At 43.5% G+C, this 21163-nt stretch carries 19 protein-coding genes and 2 rRNA genes; 9 read left to right on the forward strand and 12 right to left on the reverse strand.

Annotation, left to right across the window (positions count from 1 at the left end):
- The 5 genes from HNR50_RS00005 to HNR50_RS00025 form a co-directional block, all read left to right on the forward strand.
- Nucleotides 1-89 (forward strand): 23S ribosomal RNA (locus HNR50_RS00005); the annotation flags it as partial.
- A gap of 199 nt (nucleotides 90-288) precedes the next feature.
- Nucleotides 289-399 (forward strand): 5S ribosomal RNA (gene rrf / locus HNR50_RS00010).
- A gap of 646 nt (nucleotides 400-1045) precedes the next feature.
- Complete coding sequence (locus HNR50_RS00015; protein WP_184742139.1) at nucleotides 1046-2371, forward strand: TrkH family potassium uptake protein; 1326 nt, start codon at nucleotides 1046-1048, stop codon at nucleotides 2369-2371.
- A complete protein-coding gene (locus HNR50_RS00020; RefSeq protein ID WP_184742140.1) occupies nucleotides 2371-3084 on the forward strand; it encodes a potassium channel family protein in 714 nt (237 codons plus the stop codon). Before HNR50_RS00015 ends, HNR50_RS00020 begins: the two co-directional genes overlap by 1 nt.
- A gap of 32 nt (nucleotides 3085-3116) precedes the next feature.
- Complete coding sequence (locus HNR50_RS00025; RefSeq protein WP_281389008.1) at nucleotides 3117-3284, forward strand: ATP-binding protein; 168 nt, start codon at nucleotides 3117-3119, stop codon at nucleotides 3282-3284.
- A gap of 44 nt (nucleotides 3285-3328) precedes the next feature.
- Here HNR50_RS00025 and nifJ read toward each other — a convergent pair whose 3' ends face one another.
- The 3 genes from nifJ to HNR50_RS00040 form a co-directional block, all read right to left on the reverse strand.
- Nucleotides 3329-6853, reverse strand: coding sequence for a pyruvate:ferredoxin (flavodoxin) oxidoreductase (nifJ, locus tag HNR50_RS00030; RefSeq protein ID WP_184742144.1), 3525 nt, complete (start codon nucleotides 6851-6853; stop codon nucleotides 3329-3331).
- A gap of 131 nt (nucleotides 6854-6984) precedes the next feature.
- A complete protein-coding gene (locus HNR50_RS00035) occupies nucleotides 6985-8538 on the reverse strand; it encodes a glycosyltransferase family protein (protein ID WP_184742146.1) in 1554 nt (517 codons plus the stop codon).
- Between the two features lie 5 nt (nucleotides 8539-8543).
- Nucleotides 8544-9806 (reverse strand): glycosyltransferase family 4 protein, encoded by a 1263-nt coding sequence (locus tag HNR50_RS00040; protein WP_184742148.1) that lies wholly within the window; start codon nucleotides 9804-9806, stop codon nucleotides 8544-8546.
- A 494-nt stretch (nucleotides 9807-10300) separates the two neighbouring features.
- Between HNR50_RS00040 and HNR50_RS00045 the strand changes: the two genes are divergently transcribed.
- The 4 genes from HNR50_RS00045 (at nucleotide 10301) to HNR50_RS00060 (ending at nucleotide 14495) form a co-directional block, all read left to right on the forward strand.
- The gene (locus HNR50_RS00045) at nucleotides 10301-11068 is read left to right on the forward strand and encodes a head GIN domain-containing protein (protein ID WP_184742149.1); all 768 of its coding nucleotides are present in this window, start codon (nucleotides 10301-10303) and stop codon (nucleotides 11066-11068) included.
- Nucleotides 11069-11150: 82 nt separating this feature from the next.
- Nucleotides 11151-11846, forward strand: coding sequence for a GIN domain-containing protein (locus HNR50_RS00050; RefSeq protein WP_184742151.1), 696 nt, complete (start codon nucleotides 11151-11153; stop codon nucleotides 11844-11846).
- A 72-nt stretch (nucleotides 11847-11918) separates the two neighbouring features.
- The gene (pyrF, locus tag HNR50_RS00055) at nucleotides 11919-13337 is read left to right on the forward strand and encodes an orotidine-5'-phosphate decarboxylase (protein WP_184742154.1); all 1419 of its coding nucleotides are present in this window, start codon (nucleotides 11919-11921) and stop codon (nucleotides 13335-13337) included.
- Nucleotides 13338-13340: 3 nt separating this feature from the next.
- Nucleotides 13341-14495, forward strand: coding sequence for a mechanosensitive ion channel family protein (locus HNR50_RS00060; RefSeq protein WP_184742156.1), 1155 nt, complete (start codon nucleotides 13341-13343; stop codon nucleotides 14493-14495).
- Nucleotide 14496: 1 nt separating this feature from the next.
- Here the strand turns inward: HNR50_RS00060 and HNR50_RS00065 are convergent, their stop codons facing one another.
- From HNR50_RS00065 to HNR50_RS00105, 9 genes are all read right to left on the reverse strand, one after another.
- Nucleotides 14497-15633, reverse strand: a complete 1137-nt coding sequence (locus HNR50_RS00065) for a methyltransferase (RefSeq protein ID WP_184742158.1) — start codon at nucleotides 15631-15633, stop codon at nucleotides 14497-14499.
- Nucleotides 15634-15686: 53 nt separating this feature from the next.
- Nucleotides 15687-16256, reverse strand: coding sequence for an elongation factor P (gene efp / locus HNR50_RS00070; protein ID WP_184742160.1), 570 nt, complete (start codon nucleotides 16254-16256; stop codon nucleotides 15687-15689).
- Nucleotides 16257-16298: 42 nt separating this feature from the next.
- Entirely contained in the window at nucleotides 16299-17255 is a 957-nt protein-coding gene (epmA, locus tag HNR50_RS00075) for an EF-P lysine aminoacylase EpmA (RefSeq protein WP_184742162.1), read from the reverse strand.
- Between the two features lie 73 nt (nucleotides 17256-17328).
- Nucleotides 17329-17502, reverse strand: coding sequence for a ferredoxin family protein (locus HNR50_RS00080; RefSeq protein WP_184742164.1), 174 nt, complete (start codon nucleotides 17500-17502; stop codon nucleotides 17329-17331).
- A 108-nt stretch (nucleotides 17503-17610) separates the two neighbouring features.
- Nucleotides 17611-18030 carry a GNAT family N-acetyltransferase gene (locus tag HNR50_RS00085; RefSeq protein WP_184742166.1) on the reverse strand — a complete coding sequence of 140 codons (420 nt, stop codon included), beginning with the start codon at nucleotides 18028-18030 and terminating at the stop codon, nucleotides 17611-17613.
- Nucleotides 18021-18950 (reverse strand): cation diffusion facilitator family transporter, encoded by a 930-nt coding sequence (locus HNR50_RS00090; protein WP_184742168.1) that lies wholly within the window; start codon nucleotides 18948-18950, stop codon nucleotides 18021-18023. Before HNR50_RS00090 ends, HNR50_RS00085 begins: the two co-directional genes overlap by 10 nt.
- A 3-nt stretch (nucleotides 18951-18953) precedes the next feature.
- The gene (locus HNR50_RS00095; protein ID WP_184742170.1) at nucleotides 18954-19916 is read right to left on the reverse strand and encodes a PilZ domain-containing protein; all 963 of its coding nucleotides are present in this window, start codon (nucleotides 19914-19916) and stop codon (nucleotides 18954-18956) included.
- A gap of 14 nt (nucleotides 19917-19930) precedes the next feature.
- Complete coding sequence (gene pgl, locus HNR50_RS00100; RefSeq protein ID WP_184742172.1) at nucleotides 19931-20641, reverse strand: 6-phosphogluconolactonase; 711 nt, start codon at nucleotides 20639-20641, stop codon at nucleotides 19931-19933.
- A gap of 42 nt (nucleotides 20642-20683) precedes the next feature.
- Entirely contained in the window at nucleotides 20684-21163 is a 480-nt protein-coding gene (locus HNR50_RS00105; protein ID WP_184742174.1) for an S-ribosylhomocysteine lyase, read from the reverse strand.

The raw sequence follows: 21163 nt of genomic DNA on the forward strand, positions 1-21163 counted from the left end.
GAAAGAATATCTGTTTGATAGGCTGGCAGTGTAAGTGCAGAAATGCATGATCAGCTGACCAGTACTAATTTTCCGTGAGGCTTGACCATATTATTGTTTATCCCTTGCAAGGTGTAATTTCTATTTCACATTCAAATTATGATGTATGCGAGAGCGCAAGCGGCAGCATACTCGATAATTTGATAAAGTGAAAAGAAATTAGACCGTAGCCTTCAGCTTAAGGCTATATATTTCAAGAGAAAACAAAGCAATTGTGCATCGTGTCAAAAGCGGTACACAGTATTTATGTCTGGTGATAATAGCGTTGAGGTCACACCCGTTCCCATCCCGAACACGGAAGTTAAGCTCAACTGCGCCGATGGTACTGCAATTATGTGGGAGAGTAGGTCGTCGCCAGGCTTTTTTTTGTCCAAATCATTTTAGCGAATACACTAATTGTCATTTTGTGAGCTGCGACGACCCTTGGGCACAGCGCGTACCATGAGACGCGAAACTTGCAGCGTCGAACAAGCTGCTTTGCAGCGCTAAAACGAGGAACGCGCATAGGAAGTGAGCTTGAGCGAACTGGAACTGGCGGACTCGTTCCTCGGCAAGCCTGCGGTACTATCCTGATGTCGCCAGGCTTTTTTATTTATAAATGTTATCATAGCTATGAAACTTTTTTGATTTATTATAGCTGCGACGATCTGCGGCTGCTTAGCCTGGCAGTAGATCATAGACTGCATCCAGCCCCTGAGTTCAGTGAGTACTGAAGCGGAGCCTATCTTGTTTTTAGTGCTGATAGAATTATATTTCCCCGTTTCGTAATCTAATCTGCGAACTTTGATTGTTCCAAAATCTATGCTTCTAGATTTTTCTATTCTATTTCAAAATAATGTTAATCACTGTAAATACTTTAGATTCATTGATAAAAAAGAAATATTTCTTTTCTCTTGCAATTACTCTTTTGTAAGATCTTTATGAACCAGATGTATAATTCACAGATTTAACTAATTTTGACTTTTTTTGTTAGATCAAAAATTGATAGTATTTTATTATAGAGGCTATGAAAAGTTATTTTTCTTCGGGTAAACTGCTATTTTTTACCTATTTTATTATGAATATATTTCTCGGTTCATTATTGCTGAAATTACCTATAGCGTGGACAGGATCAGAGCCTATTCGTTATATAGACACTTTATTCACAGCAGTTTCAGCTGTATGCGTAACAGGCCTGGCTACTGTCGGAACAAATGAGTTCTCTAGATTCGGTCAGATTGTGATTCTTATTTTAATTCAAGCCGGAGGATTGGGTATAATTACATTCTCCACTATCTATCTGGCACTGCCCGGAAGTCGTGTCTCATTGCGGAATAGTAAAATTATCCGTGAATACTTTATTATGGATTCAAATTTTACTCCAAAGGATATTGTCAGAGCAATTTTAACTGTAACTTTAATTGCAGAGCTCACGGGAATGCTTCTTTTATTCATAGAGTTCAATAGGGCCGGCATAGACAGCCCTGTTTTTTCATCTTTGTTTCATTCTGTTTCTGCTTTCTGTAATGCCGGTTTTTCGCTGTTCCCAGACAGTCTTGAATCCTTTCAGAATAACAGGTTGATCACCATAACAATCGCTACATTAATTGTTGTTGGCGGTATTGGTTTTATGGTTATTTCGGATATCTATCAATTTTTCAGAGGTAAAAAAAGAAAACTCCGCTTTCATTCCAAGATGATGATTATTGCCACTATATCATTAATTTTCATAGGCGCTATTGTTTATGGCCTTCTTGAATGGAATGGGGTTTTTTCTGATATGAAAACCTCTGAAAAAATTATTCCAATATTTTTTCAATCAATAACAACGAGAACTGCCGGTTTTAACAGCGTTTCTCAATCGGCTTTATCACCACCTTCTAAATTTTTTACATTACTGATGATGTTTATCGGAGCCGGTTCCGGTTCAACGGCTGGAGGAATAAAAGTCTCAACAGCTTTTATTCTTTTCATTATCTTATTCAAAGGTGTCGATGACAAGGGTGAGGTTCGGATATTGGGGCGGAGATTATCTTCAGAACATCTTACCAGAGCTGCACTTTTCTTTGTTAAAGCTGTATTTATTCTGTTTTTAAGTATTTTCTTTCTGATATTTATGGAGTCTGGAAAAGGGTTTTCCTATCTGGATATTATTTTTGAGAGTTTTTCCGCATTGGGGACTGTCGGTTTATCTGCCGGTTTAACTCCCTATCTTTCAGTAGGAGGAAAAATGATAGTTATCGCTACTATGTTTGCAGGACGGGTCGGTTTGTTTGCACTCATAATGCCTATGCATATTAGTTATAAAGATAGATTTATAGATTATCCAAAAGGTGAGGTTTTAATAGGCTAATGAAACAGTTTGCAATTATCGGAGTTAGTACTTTCGGGAAAAGAGTCCTTGACGAGCTTGTAGAAGTCGATTGTGAAGTTATTCTTATAGATAAACGAAGTGAATTGATTGATTTATATAAAGATAGCGTCACAAGCGCTTATATTGCCGATGTCTTAAATGAAGAGACCATCAATAAACTAATTCCGGTAGATATCGACGCTGTTATCGTTGACCTGGGAGACAATATTGAAGCATCGATACTCGTTACCAAGTATTTGAAAAATAAAAATATTAAAAATATTGTTGTTAAGGCGGAAACAGATCAACATGGCGAAATCCTGACGATTGTCGGCGCTGACCATGTAGTTTTTCCCTATCGGGAAGCGGCCATTCGTGTCATACCCATGCTGGTTTCATCTTTACTCTTCAATTATATGGCTATCGGAAACGGCTTGGTGATGGCTGAAATCCGTGTACCGGACGTATTTATCGGTCAGTCTCTGATTGAAGCTAATATTCGGGCTACAAAAGGAATAAATGTTGTAGCCATTCGAAATGAAGAAACGGGTGGAAGTTTCGATTTCTTTTCTCCTGAAGTTCGTTTACAGGTTGGTGATGTACTTCTTGTAGTTGGCAAGGAAGAAAATGTTGTCTCCTTCGCTGAAGCCGATCTGCCTGAACGAAAGAAAGGGATAGGTTCCTTTTTTAAGTTCATATTCCCCAGAAAGTAAAGCAAGTCTTCAGGATATAAAAAAGGTTGATATTGAACAGAATTCCTTTCTTCACTACAAAAAAAGAAGGAAAAGGTACCGGCCTGGGATTGAGTTTGTCTTATTTTATAATAACTGATACACACAAAGGGAAAATGTATGTCTCTTCCGAGCTGAATAAAGGAACGACCTTTACAATTCTTCTGCCTCTTGAGCAATAAAAAAACCCGGCCTAAACCGGGTTTTTTTGTCCATTAAAGACGGTCTAGAGCAGACCACCCATTTTTTTATAGACTTCCATTCTCTTCTTCGCATCAGCTTCCGCTTCTTTGAAGAGTCTTTCAGCATCCTCAGGAGCTGTTTTTGTAAGAGTTGTATAACGTCTTTCAGCTCTGATGAAGTCCTGATAAGCATCTTTGGGATCTTTAGTTTCCCAGATGAACTTGGAACCGTCCTCAAGGGCAGGGTTGAATCTGTAGAGAGGCCAGTAACCGGCATCAACAGCGGCTTTCTGCCTGGACTGTGTCTTGGACATATCGATTCCGTGTGCAATACAGGGAGAGTACGCGAATACGATTGAAGGTCCGTCGTAAGCTTCAGCTTCCATAAGAGCTTTCTGAGCCTGGGCTCTGTTCGCTCCCATAGAGATTGATGCTGTGTAGACATATCCATAGCTCATTGCCATAAGTCCGAGGTTTTTCTTTCCGAGTCTCATCCCGGCGTTGGCGAACTTCGCAACAGCTCCGATAGGTGTTGCTTTAGATGCCTGACCACCTGTGTTGGAGTAAACTTCCGTATCGAGTACGAGAATGTTTACATTTCTTCCGGAAGCCATAACGTGGTCAACACCACCGTAACCGATGTCATAAGCCCATCCGTCACCACCGATGATCCAGACTGATTTATCCTGGAAGTAATCTTTCAGCTCGAGAATTTTGTTGAGAGCCGTTTTGGTCTCTCCGGAAGCTGCGCTGATTGCTGCAGGAAGAGCCTTTGCAACTGCAACCTGAGCTTCATATGCATCATCATCCTTGGATGACCACAATTCCATCGCTTTGTTGAGTGCTGCTGTCAGTTCAGGAGTTGTTCCGGCTGCAAGCACTTTCTCAACGTTAACCTGGAGAAGTTCTCTGTTGGAGTCGATAGCCAGTCTCATACCGAAACCGTATTCAGCGTTGTCTTCGAACAGCGAGTTACCCCATGCAGGTCCTCTTCCGTTATCGTCTTTAGTGTAGGGGATGGTCGGGAATGTACCACCGTAGATGGAGGAGCATCCTGTTGCGTTGGCCGCAACCATTCTTTCACCAAAGAGCTGGGAGACGAGTTTGACATAAGGAGTTTCACCACATCCCGCACAAGCTCCGGAGAACTCGAAGAGAGGCTTCTTGAACTGGGCACCTTTAACAGTATCGATCTTTGTTCCTTCCAGAACATTGTTGGGAAGATTTTCGAAGAACTGAGCCATTTCGGGCTGACCGATTTTTCTCTCATCGTGGAGTGAAGTCATGACAAGCGCTTTGTCTTTTGCGGGACATACATCCACACAGACTCCACAACCTGTACAATCCTCAACGTAAACCTGGATTCTGTATTCCAGATCATTTTCGTTTTTGGTTTTGGATTTGAGAGTTACAAATCCTTCTGGCTTGTTAGTCAGTTCTTTGGGGTTGATCTGTTTAGCTCTGACAACCGCGTGAGGACAAGCCATGGAACACTGGTTACACTGAATACAGTTTTCCGGGATCCATTTTGATACAAAAGCAGAGACACCGCGTTTCTCAAGTTTAGTAGTCCCTGTGGGAAGAACTCCGTCAAAAGACATATGAGAAACGGGAATGTTGTCACCTTTCTGTTTCATAACAGGCTCGACAATATTTTTAGCAAAATCATCTGCATCTGCAGGAATAAGTGCTTTGGGAACATAGGCATTTCCGACTGTTGCAGGAATAGTAACTTCGTGGAGTCCTTCACCTGCTTTGTCTACCGCGTTCCAGTTCATCTTAACTATATCTTCACCTTTTTTGATGAAGGATTTCTCGATGAATTTTTTAATCAGATCGATCGCCTGAGCTTCGGGAAGAATGTTGGATACTTTGAAGAATGCGGCCTGCATAACTGTGTTGATTCTGAATCCGAGACCGACTTCCTGTGCGATCTTAAGAGCATCGATGCAGTAGAATTTAATCTTTCTGTCAATAATGATCTGCTGCTCTTCCGCTGTCAGTGTTTCAAAAACCTTGTCTGCGGGAGTTTCAGTGTTAAGCATGAAGATCGCGCCCTCTTTGAGAGGTCCGAGCATATCGTATCTACCGATATAGGCATCGTTGTGACAAGCTACAAAGTCGGCGTGATCGATAAGCCAGGGCATATTTACAGAGCTCTTACCGAATCTGAGGTGAGATACAGTAACACCACCGGATTTTTTAGAGTCATAGGAGAAATAAGCCTGAGCATTCAGGTCAGTCGCATCACCGATGATTTTGATTGAGTTCTTGGAAGCTCCAACCGTTCCGTCGGCACCGAGTCCCCAGAACATGCAGCTCTTGATATCATCAGCGGAAACATCGATGTTTTCTTTAACAGGAATGGACAGGTTAGTCACGTCGTCGTTAATACCGACAGTAAAGTTATGGAAAGCGGCACCGTCGAGGTGATCGTATACGGCTTTAACCATGGAAGGTGTGAATTCTTTTGAAGAGAGACCGTATCTTCCGCCGATGATTTTTACATCCTTACCTGCCATAGACGCTACTACGTCGAGGAAAAGAGGTTCACCGATTGCGCCGGGCTCTTTTGTTCTGTCCAGAACAGCAATTTTTTTGACTGTTTTGGGCAGAGCATTCACAAAATGCTCAACAGAGAAAGGTCTGTAGAGTCTGACTTTAACAAGACCGACTTTTTCACCTTTTTTGTTGAGGTATCTTACTGTTTCATCAATGGTATCGCATCCTGATCCCATAGCGATGATAACTTTTTCGGCGTCAGCTGCTCCGACGTAATCGAAGAGGTGGTAGGCTCTTCCGGTTACTTTGGCAACTTCATCCATATATTTCTGAACAATTCCGGGAACTTCCGTATAGTATTTGTTGGAAGTTTCTCTTCCCTGGAAGTAAACGTCCGGGTTCTGAGCAGCAACCTTAACGATCGGTGCTTCAGGTCTCATGGATCTGTTTCTGAATCTTTCGATGTATTCAGGTTTTACCATGGACTTGATTGTTTCGTATGAAATTTCTTCCACTTTCTGGATTTCATGAGAGGTCCTGAAACCGTCGAAGAACGACAGGAAGGGAATCTGGCTTTCCAGAGTCGCGAGGTGAGCAACAAGTGCCATATCCATAGTTTCCTGGATTGAGGAAGCCGCTGTCATCGCGAAACCTGTGTTTCTGACAGACATAACGTCGGAGTGGTCTCCGAAGATGGAAAGTGACTGCGCAGCGATAGATCTGGCTGAAACATGTATTACACAGGGCATCATTTCCCCGGCAATTTTATGCATGTTGGGGATCATCAGAAGAAGTCCCTGTGATGCAGTAAATGTAGTTGTAAGAGCTCCTCCACTAAGAGACCCGTGTACCGCACCTGCAGCTCCCGCTTCAGACTGCAACTCAACAACATCTACGATTGTGCCGAATACGTTGGTTCTACCTGTACTGGCCCAAATCTCGGAATTCTCACCCATCGGTGACGACGGAGTGATAGGATAGATAGCTGCTACTTCACTGAATGCGTAAGCAACATGAGCTGCAGCCGTGTTACCATCGATGGTAACCATTTTTTTGTTATCTGACATTTACTCAGTCCTCTTTAATATAGAGTTTAAATTTTACAGTCAAATGCTAACATTTTTAGAGATAATTGCGCAATAGAAAGAAGGGGTTACAGGCAGAACCGATAAATAAATAACTATTTTACAAAAGACATCTATTCATCATAAATAAGTCGCAAATAGGGTATTGTAGCGAATTTTTGTAAAGTGGTTTCGTATATGAAATTAGATGGCCTTTTGTGTTTCGCAAGAGGAATTGTGTTTGAGAAACTGTGCAAAATGGCATCAGTTTTATCACTGTATATTTTATAACTCCAGTTTTTTTCCAGAATGTCTTTTCGATGACTGCAGTCAGTAATAAAGGATTTTTTTATATGGTCAACAACAATGCTGTTGTCCCTTCTGCATTGATTCATAAAATGAGAATCTTCCTTAAGCAGTTTCATAACCTCAATCTGCATTTTCAGCGTCAAAAGGGAAAAATCAATGCTGATTTGATTTAACTGATTATCAATCTCGGTTTCAAGCATTTCCAGAAGACTGTCCGGCAGATAAGTTGATAGACTCCCTATCTTTTCCCTGTAAAGTTGTACCAGCGCCGGGATATCCAGAGAGGAAGAGGGGACATTTAACCGATCATAAAAGAATGTTTCATGCTCGGCAAAAACGGGCTTGAAACTTTCGAGTACATCAAGGTCTCTGGCAATCAGCGGCTTTCCCCAGTTGAGAGAATTGAGAAACAAATATCCGAATCCTTCCTGAACGGAGGTCGAAAGAACAGCAGAGCAAGATGCTATGAGCTCGGGAAAAAACAAATCGGCCTTATCCAGATCAAACCCTATACCGAATAGTCCGGGAGCCAGTCCCGATTCAAAAATCTCTTTGATCCGTGTCGAGTATCCTTCTTCTCTCTGGGAAACGCCAGGTAGTGTGACTATAACATTTTTATCGGAAATCATTGCCAGAAAAGCCGCTTCAGCCACATTCTTACGGCGGATGGCACGTACGGGATAAATCATGTAAGGCTCATCGGCTTTCCAGCCGGGAAACTGCCGGGAAAAAGCTTTTGTAAGCGAAGAGCTGACATTAATCTCCTCCCGCTTCTTCAGATTCTCCAGAGAGATGGGGTTTTCCAGAAGAAAAAGCCTTCTGTCCGGGATCCCGGCATTTTTTAAATTATTGAAATCCCGGCTGTTGATAACCGCATATCTCACATTGTCTTCGCTGCTGTATATATCGCCTTTAATGATCGATGTGAGGCTATGAAAGAGCTCGTAGCGGGAGCACTCAGGGAAATCATGAATATGAAAAACCATTTTTTGGGAAGTGTCTCTGGCAATTTCCAGTAAGGCTTTTGTAAAATAGGGATTTTTCCCAAGATGGTAATTATGAATCCACCAGACTGATTCATCTCCGGAAAAATCGATAGTCAGCCGTTTTTTTATTGAATCTGAACAGACTCCTTTCTCCAAACGCTCCTGATAGTCTATTTCATCGATTATAATAATTTCCAGCCGTCTCTTCTGGTCTGAGGACAGAGAAAGGATGATTTTTTCCCGGACCTTGTCCATATTATCCTGACGACCGGAAACAATCGTTATTTTATCAATCTCTCCGCTGTTGCTGAGATAAGCCTGAACTGCAGATATGACAACATCTGTAACACCGCCGGGTAGAAAATGATAGTGGAAAATAATCAGGTGTTTCAATGATCTTAAATATCTCCGGTTCCGAAAAACTCAGCTAACAGAGTCTGCAGTTTCTGACGGACTACGCCATAGGAGTAGTATTTCAAACCCAGGTTATAGTTCACTTCTGCCATTCTGTCTACTTCATCTTTGTCATGCATCAGTTTTCTAGTCGTTTCAATGGTTTCCGAAGATATGAAATTATCCATTTCGATTACCTGGAATCCTTTCGGTTTGATATCTGTTGAGTAAATGGAATAATTGTTGACCAGTATCGGTTTTTTAAACCATAAAGTTTCCAGAAAGGCGTTCCCGAATCCTTCTACCAGAGAGGGATAAGTCACCAGATCGGCATGGGGATAAATGTCCTCCAGAGTATAGATTTTTCTTCCGTCGGAAGTCATCCCTCTTTTGTCAGCAATAATATCCTGAACGAATAGAGTCTTTGTGCCGACCATCTCGGCATATTCCTGTACACGCTGCTGATACTCATACCCCTCATCTCCCGATGCGTGGGAAATGACCAGCGTCGCTTTCATATTGAGCCTTGCAACAAGCTCCAGCGCGTGTTCTATGCCCTTTCTCTGAACGACACGGGTCGGCTGAAGAACCAGCAATTCATCATTTTCTATACCCAGTGCTTCTCTGACATCGGATGAGTACTCATCAACAGGATCGGGTTCCTGTTCGAAATGCATGACATTGGGAATCAGTGTCGAAGAGATTCCTGTCCGCAGTGCGAGCTGGTTCCCGGCGGAACTGTTGATGACAACGTGCTTGATGTTCGGCAGATGGGGAGGGTAGCAGGAGTTGATATAATCCCAGACACAGTTTCTGAGGAAACGTTTCCGCTCCCAGAAAAAGTCGTGGTGATGGGCAATTACAGGAATTCCCGATTCGGCTATCACTTCAGTCAAAGCCATCCCAAGAGGAATATTCAAAGGAATAGTTAAAGTGTTCTGAGGTATTATCAGATCTATATTGAATTTCTTTATGAAGTTGTAAATATGCTTTTTAATGGCTTCTCTCCGGTTATGGAGTTCTTTCGTCAGCCTTTCCGGTCTGTTTGTCAGGCCAAAACACTCGGAATAAAGGCGTCTGATTTCCGGGTGCTGGAAATGAAGTTCATCGTGGAAGTAGGAAATTTCATCGGGAGTATCCAGCTCACCTCCCATATAAAAACATTTATGACCGAGTTCGGTCAGAACATGATCCCATTTGTAAGTTTCAAGCGATACTCCGTCGGTTCCGGCAAAACGAAAAGAAATAAATCCAATGTTTTTAGACATATGATCCCCCTGATTAAACTATAGTTCAGAGAATTCGGTTTTTTCAAATTCAACAGGATCTCTATTCAGGAGTTTGAATCAACCAGGTTTATCCGTTGAAGCGAGAAACTTAAGGGCGATTGTCTCTTTTCCGATTCCTGAAGTAAATGGCAATATCCGTTAATACCATACTTCCATTAAGGATGTAGAGAATTAGGATCCGATCGGTATTTCCTGTTATCTTGAAGAGGATTCCGCAAAGGTAACCTATAAAAAGCACAGTCAGAAAAAAAAGACTTTTCCCTTTGTTCGTTCGTGAAGTCCAGGATTTATAGATGGAAAAAGGCCAGGCCAGGCCGAAACAAATAAGCATTAATGCTTCAAATATTGAACTGATCATAAACTGATTGTCATTTTTTTCGATAAAAATGTAAACAATAGTTTATAATTTTGTGGTGACAGAGAAACCTGATTCTTTTGTTGTATAGTTAGGATTAATTAGCGAGGTATAATATATGTCTTTAAGAAAAATATGTTTCCTGTCCCTTCTCCTGATTCCTGTTTTCCTGTTTTCAGGCGGACAGACAGAGATTTCTCAGGAGAACAGAATTGTATACGATATTGATAATTTCAACTCCATCGACGGTTCAGCTGCATTTGACATTGAAGTAAGGCAAAGCGATCGTTTTTCCCTTATCGTTTATGCTGATAAGTCCACTGCTGCCAAAATGCTTGTGGAAAAAAGAGGCCGAACTCTTGTTCTGGGGATGAAACCTTTTTCCGGTCCGGGATGGAACAAATCTCCAAAGGCTGTGATAACCATGCCTGAACTCGTCTCCGTTGAAATGTCCGGCGCATCGTCTATGATTGCCGCCGGTTTCCGTTCCGATAGAAGTTTTTCAGTCGATATTTCCGGTGCCAGTTCTCTTGAAATCGATATTACAGCGTCTTCGGCCGATCTTGAAATGAGCGGCGCTTCCAACCTGAAAGCCGTTCTCGAAGTCCCGGAGGTCAGGCTTGAGATATCGGGCAGCAGCGATCTGGAGCTGGTAGGCCGGGGAGGACGCCTCAAGGCGAAGATCAGCGGCGCTTCTTCGGGAGATTTAAGTGATTTTAAACTTTCGGAAGCTTCGATCGACCTGTCCGGAAGCAGCGACCTGACAATCCGCCTTGACGGAAAGCTTGATCTCGACGCATCCGGTGCTTCAAAATTATATTATTCAGGAGATGTGAACCTTGGATCGATTGAACTTTCCGGTGCATCTTCATTAAAAGAGAGGTAACCTAAGAATCCCGCTGTTTAAAAAGTTAGTAACAATCCCTATCCTCTTTTTTGTTCTATCGTCGATAGGAGCGGAAGGTGAGTTGGATACGTCCTTCGTTCAGAGGCGCTACGAGTTTTCCGGTTTCAATGGGATTTCGGCAAACGGTCCCGTCAGAATCAGGATCATGCAAGCCGAAGATTGGGATGTCCGGGTTTTCAGCTCCCGGGAAGATAGCGGCTCCATAAAAATCAGGCATAGAAATGAGATCTTTCAGATCCGAATAAACGAAAGACCGGTTACCCAGGCCCCGACACCGGTTATTGTTATCACCATGCCAGAATTAACCTCACTTGAACTGGAGGGAGCAGTTGAAATGGAAGCCGGCGGATTTTCCAGCAACTTGCCGTTGAATGTGCTGATGAAATCCGGCGCTTATCTGAATATCAATGGTTTTGAAGCTTCTGAATCAATTTTCACTATGGAAGGCCCCTGTATCCTTCACGCTTTCCTATCTGTTGACAGAATGGAAATAAACAGTACCGGAAAGATGGCTGCACGTCTTGGCGGAAGGATGGAAGAACTCTTTCTCTCAGCCGAAAGCTCTTCCCGGCTTGATGGTACAATGCTTCTTGTCGACAGGGTTGAGCTGGATTTAAAGGGAATCTGTGAAATACGCATATCGCCGGATCAATCTCTATCTGTAAGAAGTGACGATGAATCAATCATTTACTATAACGGGGAGTATTTGAAGGAAGAGCCCTCTGTTTATGGACCGGCTCTTTTGAGAAAGTACTGAAAAAAGTCTTTTTAGAATTGGACAGAATGCTGTTTTTTACTATAATCCATAAAAATCCCTGGAGTCTGATGAATGAAAGAAACCTTTTTTACTAAACTTGAAAAAGTGTGCCGCGAAAAGAACACACTTCTCTGTATCGGTCTGGATCCGAGAGTTTCTCCTTCTGATGGAGAATCGGCAGCAGATCTGATAATTGCTCAGAACAAAAAGATTATTGAAGAAACAGCGCCTTATGCAGCCTGCTTTAAACCCAATATCGCTTTTTACGAGATTTACGGACCGGAGGGATTAAAGGCTCTTGAAGAAACTCTGAATATGATTCCCGATGACATTCCTGTCATAATGGACTCGAAGCGCGGAGATATCGGCTCTACGGCCGAAGCCTATGCCGATTCCATTTTCGGTCATTATAAAGTAGGATCAACGACCCTTTCTCCCTATATGGGACGAGACGCCGTTGATCCTTTTTTGAAATGGGAAGACCGGGGTGTTTTTCTGCTCTGCAGAACATCAAATCCAAGCGCCGGAGCCGTTCAGGATCTGATGATTGGTGATAAGACGGTCTACGAGTATATGGCGTCGGAACTGACTTCTTGGAGCGACAGAGTCGGACTCGTTGTGGCCGGTAACGATATTCCGGCTATGGCCAAAGTCCGAGACATCGCTCCCGACGCCTGGTTTCTCGCACCCGGTATCGGCGCTCAGGGTGGTGATATGAAAGAGGCTGTTGAAGCGGGTATGCGGGAAGACGGTCTCGGAATCCTGCCCAATGTTTCCAGAGCCGTTTCAAATGCTCCGTCTCCCGGTGAAGCTGCAAGGAAATTCCGCGATGAAATGAACGAAGCCCGTGACGCCGTACTCAGGATGCGGAAATCAGAAGGCTACGAAAAGAAAGATTTTCTGATGGATAGGGTTGTAAAGGGACTTATCGATACTCAATGTTTCAAAGTCGGTGAATTCGTACTCAAATCGGGAAAGAAATCCCCCTTTTACATTGATATCAGAAGAGTCTCATCATCTGTGTCTCTTCTGAACGATGTCGCCGAAGCTTTCGCCAAAGTTCTTGAACCTGTAGAGTATGACCGAATAGCTGGTATTCCCGTAGCGGCTCTTCCTCTGGCGACGGCTGTTTCCCTGAAAACCGGTAAACCGATGATTTATCCCCGAATAACCATGAAAGCCCACGGTACGGGGAACAGAATTGAAGGGGAATACAATAAAGGTGAGAAGATTGTTCTTCTCGATGATCTGATCACTACGGGAAAGAGCAAGGTGGAAGCCATTGAAATCCTCCGTGAAGCCGGTCTGGTGGTGGATGATCTGGTTGTTCTTCTCGAAAGAGGGGCTCAGGGAAGAAAAGATATGGCTGCGGCTGAAATCAGTCTCCACGCTTACGCCCACGTCAGCGAACTTCTCGCTCCCTGCCACAAAATGGGGCTCATTGATGAGAAACAGTTTAACGAGATGACAGAATACGCATTAAAGGAATAGAATATGGCTGCGCTGGAGATTCTTCGCGATATTTTCTTTAAAGACATTTCCCTTGGAACTTTTAATTTACCTTTCAGCATTAGCGATGTCCTGCTGAAAGTTTTATTGCCTCTGATCGCTGTGATAATAACTTACAGAGTGATCCTGCTGGGATTGAAGCACCTGATGAAGGTCTTGAAAGTTAAAGAAGAACTGGCTGTCAGAATCTCCTCGTGGAGCCGCCGGATATTCCGGGTGGCCGCCTTCTTTGCCGGTATCGCTTTAATCGGTTCCCTCCTGGGGACCGAGATCGCCTTCTATATCGGCCAGTTTATCAACCTGCTCAATCAGCCCTTTTTCGAAACGGGAAATACGAAGATCTCTCTGGTTACGCTTCTCATGCTAATCCCTGTTTTCTGGGCCGCATCATGGGGCGGCAAATACACCAGGGTTCTTCTGGACCGGTCTTTTATCAGAAACCTCAATATCGATGAAGCGCGGAAATTTTCTATCGGAAGTATGACCCGTTATGCCGTTATGGCGGTAATTGTCCTCTTCGGATTGTCAATAATCGGTATCGACCTTTCTGCGCTGGGAGTTCTTTTCGGTGTACTGGGTATCGGTCTCGGTTTCGGTCTTCAGGGAACTGTAGCCAATTTCTTCGCCGGTCTTGTTCTTATCTCAACCGGGTATGTTAAGGAAAAAGACAGAATTGTCGTAAACAACAGCGAGGGGACTGTTATCAGCATAAAGATGCTTTCGACAATTGTCAGTACCGTGACTCATGAAAACCTGATCATACCCAACTCCCACCTTATGGAGAATGTCGTTCACAATTACTCCTTTGATGACAGGAAGGTTGTTATCATAAATAAGATACAGGTTTCATACGATTCGGACCTGGACAGAGTTCTTGAGATTATGGTCGATACGGTAAAGGAAAGCCCTTATCTGGTGAAAAGCGAAAATCCGGTCGCCCGTGTTCATTCTTTTGACGATTCGGGCATTACGATGAAGCTTATCAGCTGGATTAATGACAGCGCCAATAAATATGAGTTTCTGGGATGGGTTAATCTTGAACTGTGGAGAGCTTTCAAGAAGGAAGGAATTGAAATCCCATATCCTCAGCTGGACCTTCATGTGAAAAAAGAAAAAGGGGAGCCGGAACTCCCCGTTTGATTTACTTATTCCGTTTGAACAAAGCGGCTCTGATGCCTTTGTATTTTCTGTCTTCCACTGGTGTGAAGCCTTTGTTGTCTTTCAGGAGTTTGTGGATATCGGCGCTTTTTCCAATAACGAAAAACCATGCTCCGGGTTTCAGTATCTTTCTGGCCGCATCTTTCAAATCCTGTTCCCATTCGGTCCGTGTTACCGGCGTTATATCGAAACAGGCGAAATCGAGAGACTTTTCTTCAATCTTTTCAGGTAATAGAGACTCCGTATATAAGGGCAGTTCGACAATTTCGACCTGAGGCATTTCTCTTTTCAGATTTCTATCAGTCATTTTTATCTGAAGAAGATCTCTTCCCGAGAGATAAATCCTATCAAATCTATTGTTCTTTTTAACAGCTGTAAAAACGGGAATGTGTCCCTGACCGGGATTCCAGAAAAGACCGGTGCCCCGAATCTGGAAAGGATTGAGAACCTCCGCCGCATGGGTGATCCTGAAACCTGTATGATCGAAATCGGGAATATTATAGGCCGTTTCAAGCCTGTATTCTGTTTTCTTCAGTTGAAAAATATCGCTGTTGCGGACGTAGACCGCCATTTCATCATCGGGGTTTTCACACTTATGACCGCGGAAGTGAAAAACCGTGTAGTGATATGTCGCTTCTTTATGAAGGATTTCATGACCGTATTCAAGAATCTTCTGTTCTGCGAAATCCGCAAGTGGGGCAACAATGACCACTGCGACCCGTCCTTCGGCAGTTGTGAAATTGACAGATCTTCTGAAAAAATCTTCCAGAACTGTTTCCCCGGCTTTGGCGGGGATATTGGAAATGAGAAGATCGAAAGTCTTCTCCTCCAGATTTTCAAGAGAAAGGCTGGATTCAATGTTCAAGCCTTCAACTTTATTGATTCTGGCGTTCTCGAGGCTGAAAGCAACAGCCAGCGCATCCCTGTCTCTCATAGAGACGGAGGCTCCGGGAAAGCGTTTTTTTAAACTTATGCCGATAACACCGACGCCGCAACCCATATCGAGTACGGAATTTATCTTATCGTTTTCAATCTGCTGGGCAACCGTTTTAAGAAGCAGTTTTGAACCGCTGTCAATATCGTTGCTGCTGAACAAACCCAGGGAGAGAATGTATTTCATATTCTCTCCGCTGAATTTGAAAGGAACGTCCTTATTGACGAAATCGTTCAGTATCAATTGTTAATTCTTTCCTGATACTCTTTTGTTTCCACGTTGATTCGGATTTTCTCGCCCTGTTTTATGAATATGGGGACCTTGACAGTCAATCCCGTTTCAACGGTAACATATTTTGTCGCACCGGTAACTGTATCGCCTTTTACGCCGTCTTCAGCTTCTGTTACGATGAGATCCATTTTGGGAGGAAGTTTAATATCCAAAGCTTCATTATTCCAACGGACGACTCGGAAAGTCTCGCCTTCACGCATAAAATATCCCTTGTCTTCGAGACCTTCAACGGGAACTTCATACTGATCGAAGGTTTCGGAATTCATGAAGTGATAGCTTGAACCGTCAGAGTAGAGAAACTGGGAATCAACATCTTCCACATCGATTTCCTCGATATTGTCCTGCGTTTTATGGGTTACTTTAAGAACGGAGGCATTTCTGAGGTTTTTCAGTTTAAGTCTAACGAAAGAGGACCCTTTTCCGGGGTTAACAAAATCTCTTTCAACAACCAGGTAAGGAGCATCTTTTTCGAGAAGAAACATCCCTTTTTCGATAGCACCTGCTTTTATCTGACTCATGTTTATTCATTCCTTATCTATTAATTTCGAAAACAGAGTATATCATAAGTGAGGAAATAAGATCACCCCCCCAATCGATCTCTCTCCGGTTAATAGCATAATTAGTCGGTCTACGCCCATAGCGACACCGGAGCAACGGGGAAAGCCTTTCCCGAAAAACTCATGAAAATTCTCATCAACTTTATGGCTTACCGGGGAAAGGGCATCTTTCAGCGCTTTTTCCTCAGCATAATAATCACGGATTTTCTTCCGGTCATTCTCTTCGCTGAAGCAGTTCGCCAGCTCCATTCCCCCCGCGTAGAGTTCCCATCTTTCGGACCAGAGAGTTCCGTCGATTTCTTTTGCAAGAGTCTTGATACGCGAGGGATAATTGTAGAGAACGAGGGGCTTCTCCTGAGGCAGATTCGGTTCAACCCTGTCTATAAAAATCCGGTTGAAAAGAACCTCCCAGCTCTCATCTTCTTCGGGACCGAGATCCAGTTTGAGGCACTGGCTATAAAGCTGTTCCCTTTCATAGTGGGCTTCCAGGGAAAATCCGGCGTATCTGATGAAGGCTTCTTCCATAGACATCCGGGCAAAAGGAGGCTTGATGTTCCCCGGAGAGTTTTCATCAGTGAGAAAATGGAATAGTTCTTCCGTTTCCTGAATATTATCGAGATAGCCGAATCCGGTTTTATACCATTCCAGCATGGTGAATTCAGAATTGTGCTGCCTGCCGGACTGTTCGCTGTTGCGGAAGCTTTTGCATATTTGAAAAATATCTCCGCTGCCCATGGATAGCAGTTTTTTCATCCAGATTTCCGGGGAAGGGATGAGATAAAGATCTTTGTTTCCTTTGAAAGGATTAATCATCTCTGTCTTATAAATCTCAATGCTGGATTCGGGGATGAGATCAGGTGAAAGTAGGGGTGTATCGACTTCCAGATATCCTTTATTTATAAAGAAAGATCTGATTTGCATAATGATCTCAGAACGTTTTTTTATCAGTTCCCAGTTCATTGCCGCCTCCCGGCTGTATAAAGATTAAAAAAGCTCCCATAACAGGGAGCTCATGATTTCTGAAAAGAAACGCTTATGCTGGATTGATACACTCTGTGGGACATACGTCAACACAGGCACCACAATCGATACAAGTATCAGCGTCGATCACTCTCGCATCATCTTTTTCAGAAATTGCGTCAACGGGACATTCACCTTCACAGGCGCCGCAGTTTACGCAGTCATCTTTTACAATTGAATAAGCCATATTGTTCCCCATTAATCTTCAAAGAAGATTATAGAAGTAATTTATCCGGCAATTATATACCGAAATATTTATTTGAAGATAATCCATTGGATTTCTTTTATCAAGCCTTTAAAGCGTTTTTTTCATATGACGATGCTCTATTCCGGCATCCATGTATATATTCCCGAACGCCCTGTAGCCCAGTTTCTCGTAAAATGGCACAGCGTGAAGCTGCGCACCCAGTTCCACTTCATCAAATCCCAGTTCAAAGGCAATTTCCTCTATCTGGCGGATAAGTTCCCGGCCGATTCCAAGTTTTCTGTATTCTTTGAGCACAGCGACCCGGCCGATATGACCATCGGTTGTGAGTCTGGCTGTTCCTATCGGTATATCACCGTCTAAAGCCAGGATGTGGCTGTACCGGCTGTCCGATTCATCCTGTTCCAGTTCAAGAGGAACGTTCTGCCCTTTTACAAAAACCTCGTGTCGAACGGCGCTCAGCTGTTCTTTATGCTTGTCCCAGTCGGCCACTATATATCTTACTGCCATAAATCTTCCTTTTTCAGACCGAATCTCTCTTTGTGCTCTCCGGCTCCGGCAGGTTCAATGTGAATCATAATGTCATAAATATTATCTATAGAGCTTCTGATCTCTTCGTCGAGACGGAGGGAAATGTCGTGTCCCTCTTTTACGGTCAGATTGCCGTCGACCTCCACATCTAAATCGACCACATAGAACCGGTTCATTTTTCTTATACGCATCTTATGAGGGTTCTGAACTTCCTGAACCCTTTCCACCGCGGCGAAAATCCGGTTGTAGATCTCCTTGTCATCAATGGAATCCATGAGCTCCAGCGAGGTCTCTCTGAATATGGAAAAAGCGACAACCATGATCCAGAAGCTGACGATCAGGGCGATTACGGAATCGATCAGGGCAATATTGAACCAGCGGGTGAAAAGAAGCCCGATGAGCACGGTCAGAGAAATGATTATATCGTTTCTCATATTTTTTCCGTCGGCAATGAGCATGGGAGAGTCGGTTTTTTTTCCGGTATTGAATTTATAGAGAGCCAGTATCGTTTTGCCGGCTATGGAAAACAGAGTCGCGTATATAGCCCATAGCCCGGGCAGTTCTCTCATCGAACCGCTGAGAATATCCTGTACCGACTTCACAGCAAGCTGGCCGCCTGCGAAGAAAATAATAAAAGAGAGAATCTTTGTCGAAATGGTTTCGGCTCTCTCATGCCCCCAGGGGTGCTCTCTGTCCGGCGGCTCCGAAGATATGGACGCTGTAAAAAAAGTGAGCAGCGACGTGGCTATATCGGTTGCCGAATCAATTCCGTCACCCACAAGAGCAAGAGAATGACTGGCCAGGCCGATAACAATCTTTAATACGGCCAGAATCGTATTACCGAAAGCGCTGACAATAGAGGATCGTTTTATAAGTCGGCTTCTTGAGTTCTCGTTCATAATCTATTTCACTATAGTTTTGATTCTGCTTCTCAGTGTCAAGTCTCTATCGAGAAAAATTATATGGATGATTCGGCCTTTGGCGGACAGGCGGAGAACTTCTCCGCGTATCTGAAAACCTTCATCTGTATCAATATGATAATAGAGAACGATCCTGTCGTGTCTTTTGAAATGGAAGTCGGGATTCTCCAGGCTGGCGCCCCCTTCGCTGATATCGGTAATGTAGGAGTGTCGGGCCATTTCATCCAGATCAAGAAGTTTTACCATAACTGGAAGCTTGACTCTTTTCCGTTTAAAAGCTCTCCGCTTCTGTGATTGGAGAAGACTGTGGGAAACCGAAATGACATTTCCTTTCTGTTCCAGAAGATTGGAGTTAATTGTGAATATCTTCTGATTGTCATGAAAATAAACATTAAGAGGTGAACCTTCACGCAAGGGAGGGATCGGCTTCTTCGTCTGCAGGATAAGGGAGTCTCTTCGGTTTTCCTGTATTTTCGCGCTGTATTTGGCTGTTTCGCTCAAAATGACAAGAGAGGGCATTCCGACAGGTAATTCTTCGCTGGAGAAATAGTTGGCTGAAACGGTCTTGGAGGGGAAATTCAGTTTTTTTTCCAGTTCCGCTCTCAATCCTTCGGGAGGGGATTCCTTCCCGGCCAGGGCATTGGCGCAATCTGAAAAAGTCCGTTTATTCGTCAGCATGTGATATTTTAAATCTTCCGATTCGAGATAAGTTGTCAATTTCATAATATAGGCCAGTTCTCTATCGTTCAGGTTCAGCCTGAGGAGATAACTGTCAAATTTTTTCTTCATCAGTTTTGAATGTTCCTGATGCTGCTTGTTTTTGTAGAAGAAATAACTGTAGGCGATAATGCCGGTGAGAAGCAGGGCCATGAGAAAAACAATTGTGATTTCACCTGCTCCGGCCAGCCAGTTACCGAAGAGTGATAAGGGGTAGAGTGTTGTCATACTGTTAATTATATTCAGCTGCGCAGAATATACCAGGTCTGGCTGTTATGTGTTCCGTGAACCATCTCCGCTGGATAGCTGAATTTATCCTCTACCCTGCGGTCCATGATTTCATCGAGAAGGGAGGAGCAGTTTTCATCGCTGACAAAGAAGATGACTTTATTGGATTTGTTCAGAGCCTTAAGGGTCATGGTTATGCGTTGGACCCGGGGGTCGAGGAGTGATTTTTCGGTAAGAACCACAAGCTTTCTTTTTTCCATGAGAGCTGTAAATCCCGTAAACAGAGAAGCCACATGGCCATCGGGCCCCATGGACAGAAGGAGAAGGTCAAAGGAGTCTCCGCTGGATTCCAGATAATGGAACAATGTTTTTTCATATTCCCTGGCAGCCGTTTCAAGCGGTGTTATTTCCGTGTTGATCCAGTGGATATTCTGAAGGGGGATATTGCTTCTCTTGAGGAGGTTTTTTACGGCGTTTTTAAAATTACTGTCAAGATTTTCATTGGGCAGACAACGTTCGTCGGTAATAAAAAAATGTATTTTTTCCCAGGGGAGCGAATCGATATAAAAAAGAGTTCTGTATAGAGGTTGAAGCATAGAGCCGCCTGACAGTATCAGGGAAAACGATTCTTTGCTCCTCAGAACTTCAATCATGTATTCCCTGATGCACTGAGCGGCTTCATGACTCATCAGATCCAGATCCCTGTAGTTCTTCAGTTCTCTCATCAGAATTAATTATAAGAGAAGCTTTTATAAAAGGCTCAGAAATTATTCAGGATAGTTCAGGTTTTCCGGTTTGATGTTTTCGAGAACTTCCCTGAGGAATTTTTCCGCCTCGTATTTTGCCATGGGCAGATCCATGGAGAGGTAGTTTCCGCAGTCTTTTGCCGAGGCCCCGGGTATTTCCCCTTCGTAAAGGGCAATGAACCCGAAGAGTTTTTTCATGATTTCGACAATATCTTCCGGTTCAAGTTTTCCTTTGAAAAGGACATAATTCCCTGTCCGGCAGCCCATGGGACCGAAATATACGGTTTTATCCGCCCATTCGGGGTCATTCCTCAGAAAAGTCGCAGCCAGGTGCTCCATGGCATGAAGGGCAGGTATGTCGATTACCGGCTCGCGGTTCGGTTCTTTCATTCTTATATCAAAGGTGGATACGTAATCGCCGCCGACTTCGTCTACTCGGGATAAATATATCCCCCGGAGGAGCTTTATGTGATCTATGGTAAAACTTGCAATTTTTTTCAT

Source organism: Spirochaeta isovalerica (genome assembly GCF_014207565.1).
GTDB lineage: Bacteria > Spirochaetota > Spirochaetia > DSM-2461 > DSM-2461 > Spirochaeta_F > Spirochaeta_F isovalerica.

Bases quoted from the DNA above. Each gene is read 5' to 3' on its own strand.
- HNR50_RS00060 (WP_184742156.1), top strand. From the start codon at position 13,341: ATGGCTGCGCTGGAGATTCTTCGCGATATTTTCTTTAAAGACATTTCC.
- HNR50_RS00090 (WP_184742168.1), bottom strand. From the start codon at position 18,950: ATGAACGAGAACTCAAGAAGCCGACTTATAAAACGATCCTCTATTGTC.
- HNR50_RS00095 (WP_184742170.1), bottom strand. From the start codon at position 19,916: ATGACAACACTCTACCCCTTATCACTCTTCGGTAACTGGCTGGCCGGA.
- HNR50_RS00015 (WP_184742139.1), top strand. From the start codon at position 1,046: ATGAAAAGTTATTTTTCTTCGGGTAAACTGCTATTTTTTACCTATTTT.
- HNR50_RS00065 (WP_184742158.1), bottom strand. From the start codon at position 15,633: ATGAAATACATTCTCTCCCTGGGTTTGTTCAGCAGCAACGATATTGAC.
- HNR50_RS00080 (WP_184742164.1), bottom strand. From the start codon at position 17,502: ATGGCTTATTCAATTGTAAAAGATGACTGCGTAAACTGCGGCGCCTGT.
- nifJ (WP_184742144.1), bottom strand. From the start codon at position 6,853: ATGTCAGATAACAAAAAAATGGTTACCATCGATGGTAACACGGCTGCA.
- HNR50_RS00020 (WP_184742140.1), top strand. From the start codon at position 2,371: ATGAAACAGTTTGCAATTATCGGAGTTAGTACTTTCGGGAAAAGAGTC.
- pyrF (WP_184742154.1), top strand. From the start codon at position 11,919: ATGAAAGAAACCTTTTTTACTAAACTTGAAAAAGTGTGCCGCGAAAAG.
- efp (WP_184742160.1), bottom strand. From the start codon at position 16,256: ATGAGTCAGATAAAAGCAGGTGCTATCGAAAAAGGGATGTTTCTTCTC.
- epmA (WP_184742162.1), bottom strand. From the start codon at position 17,255: ATGAACTGGGAACTGATAAAAAAACGTTCTGAGATCATTATGCAAATC.
- HNR50_RS00040 (WP_184742148.1), bottom strand. From the start codon at position 9,806: ATGTCTAAAAACATTGGATTTATTTCTTTTCGTTTTGCCGGAACCGAC.
- HNR50_RS00105 (WP_184742174.1), bottom strand. From the start codon at position 21,163: ATGAAAAAAATTGCAAGTTTTACCATAGATCACATAAAGCTCCTCCGG.
- HNR50_RS00085 (WP_184742166.1), bottom strand. From the start codon at position 18,030: ATGGCAGTAAGATATATAGTGGCCGACTGGGACAAGCATAAAGAACAG.
- pgl (WP_184742172.1), bottom strand. From the start codon at position 20,641: ATGAGAGAACTGAAGAACTACAGGGATCTGGATCTGATGAGTCATGAA.
- HNR50_RS00045 (WP_184742149.1), top strand. From the start codon at position 10,301: ATGTCTTTAAGAAAAATATGTTTCCTGTCCCTTCTCCTGATTCCTGTT.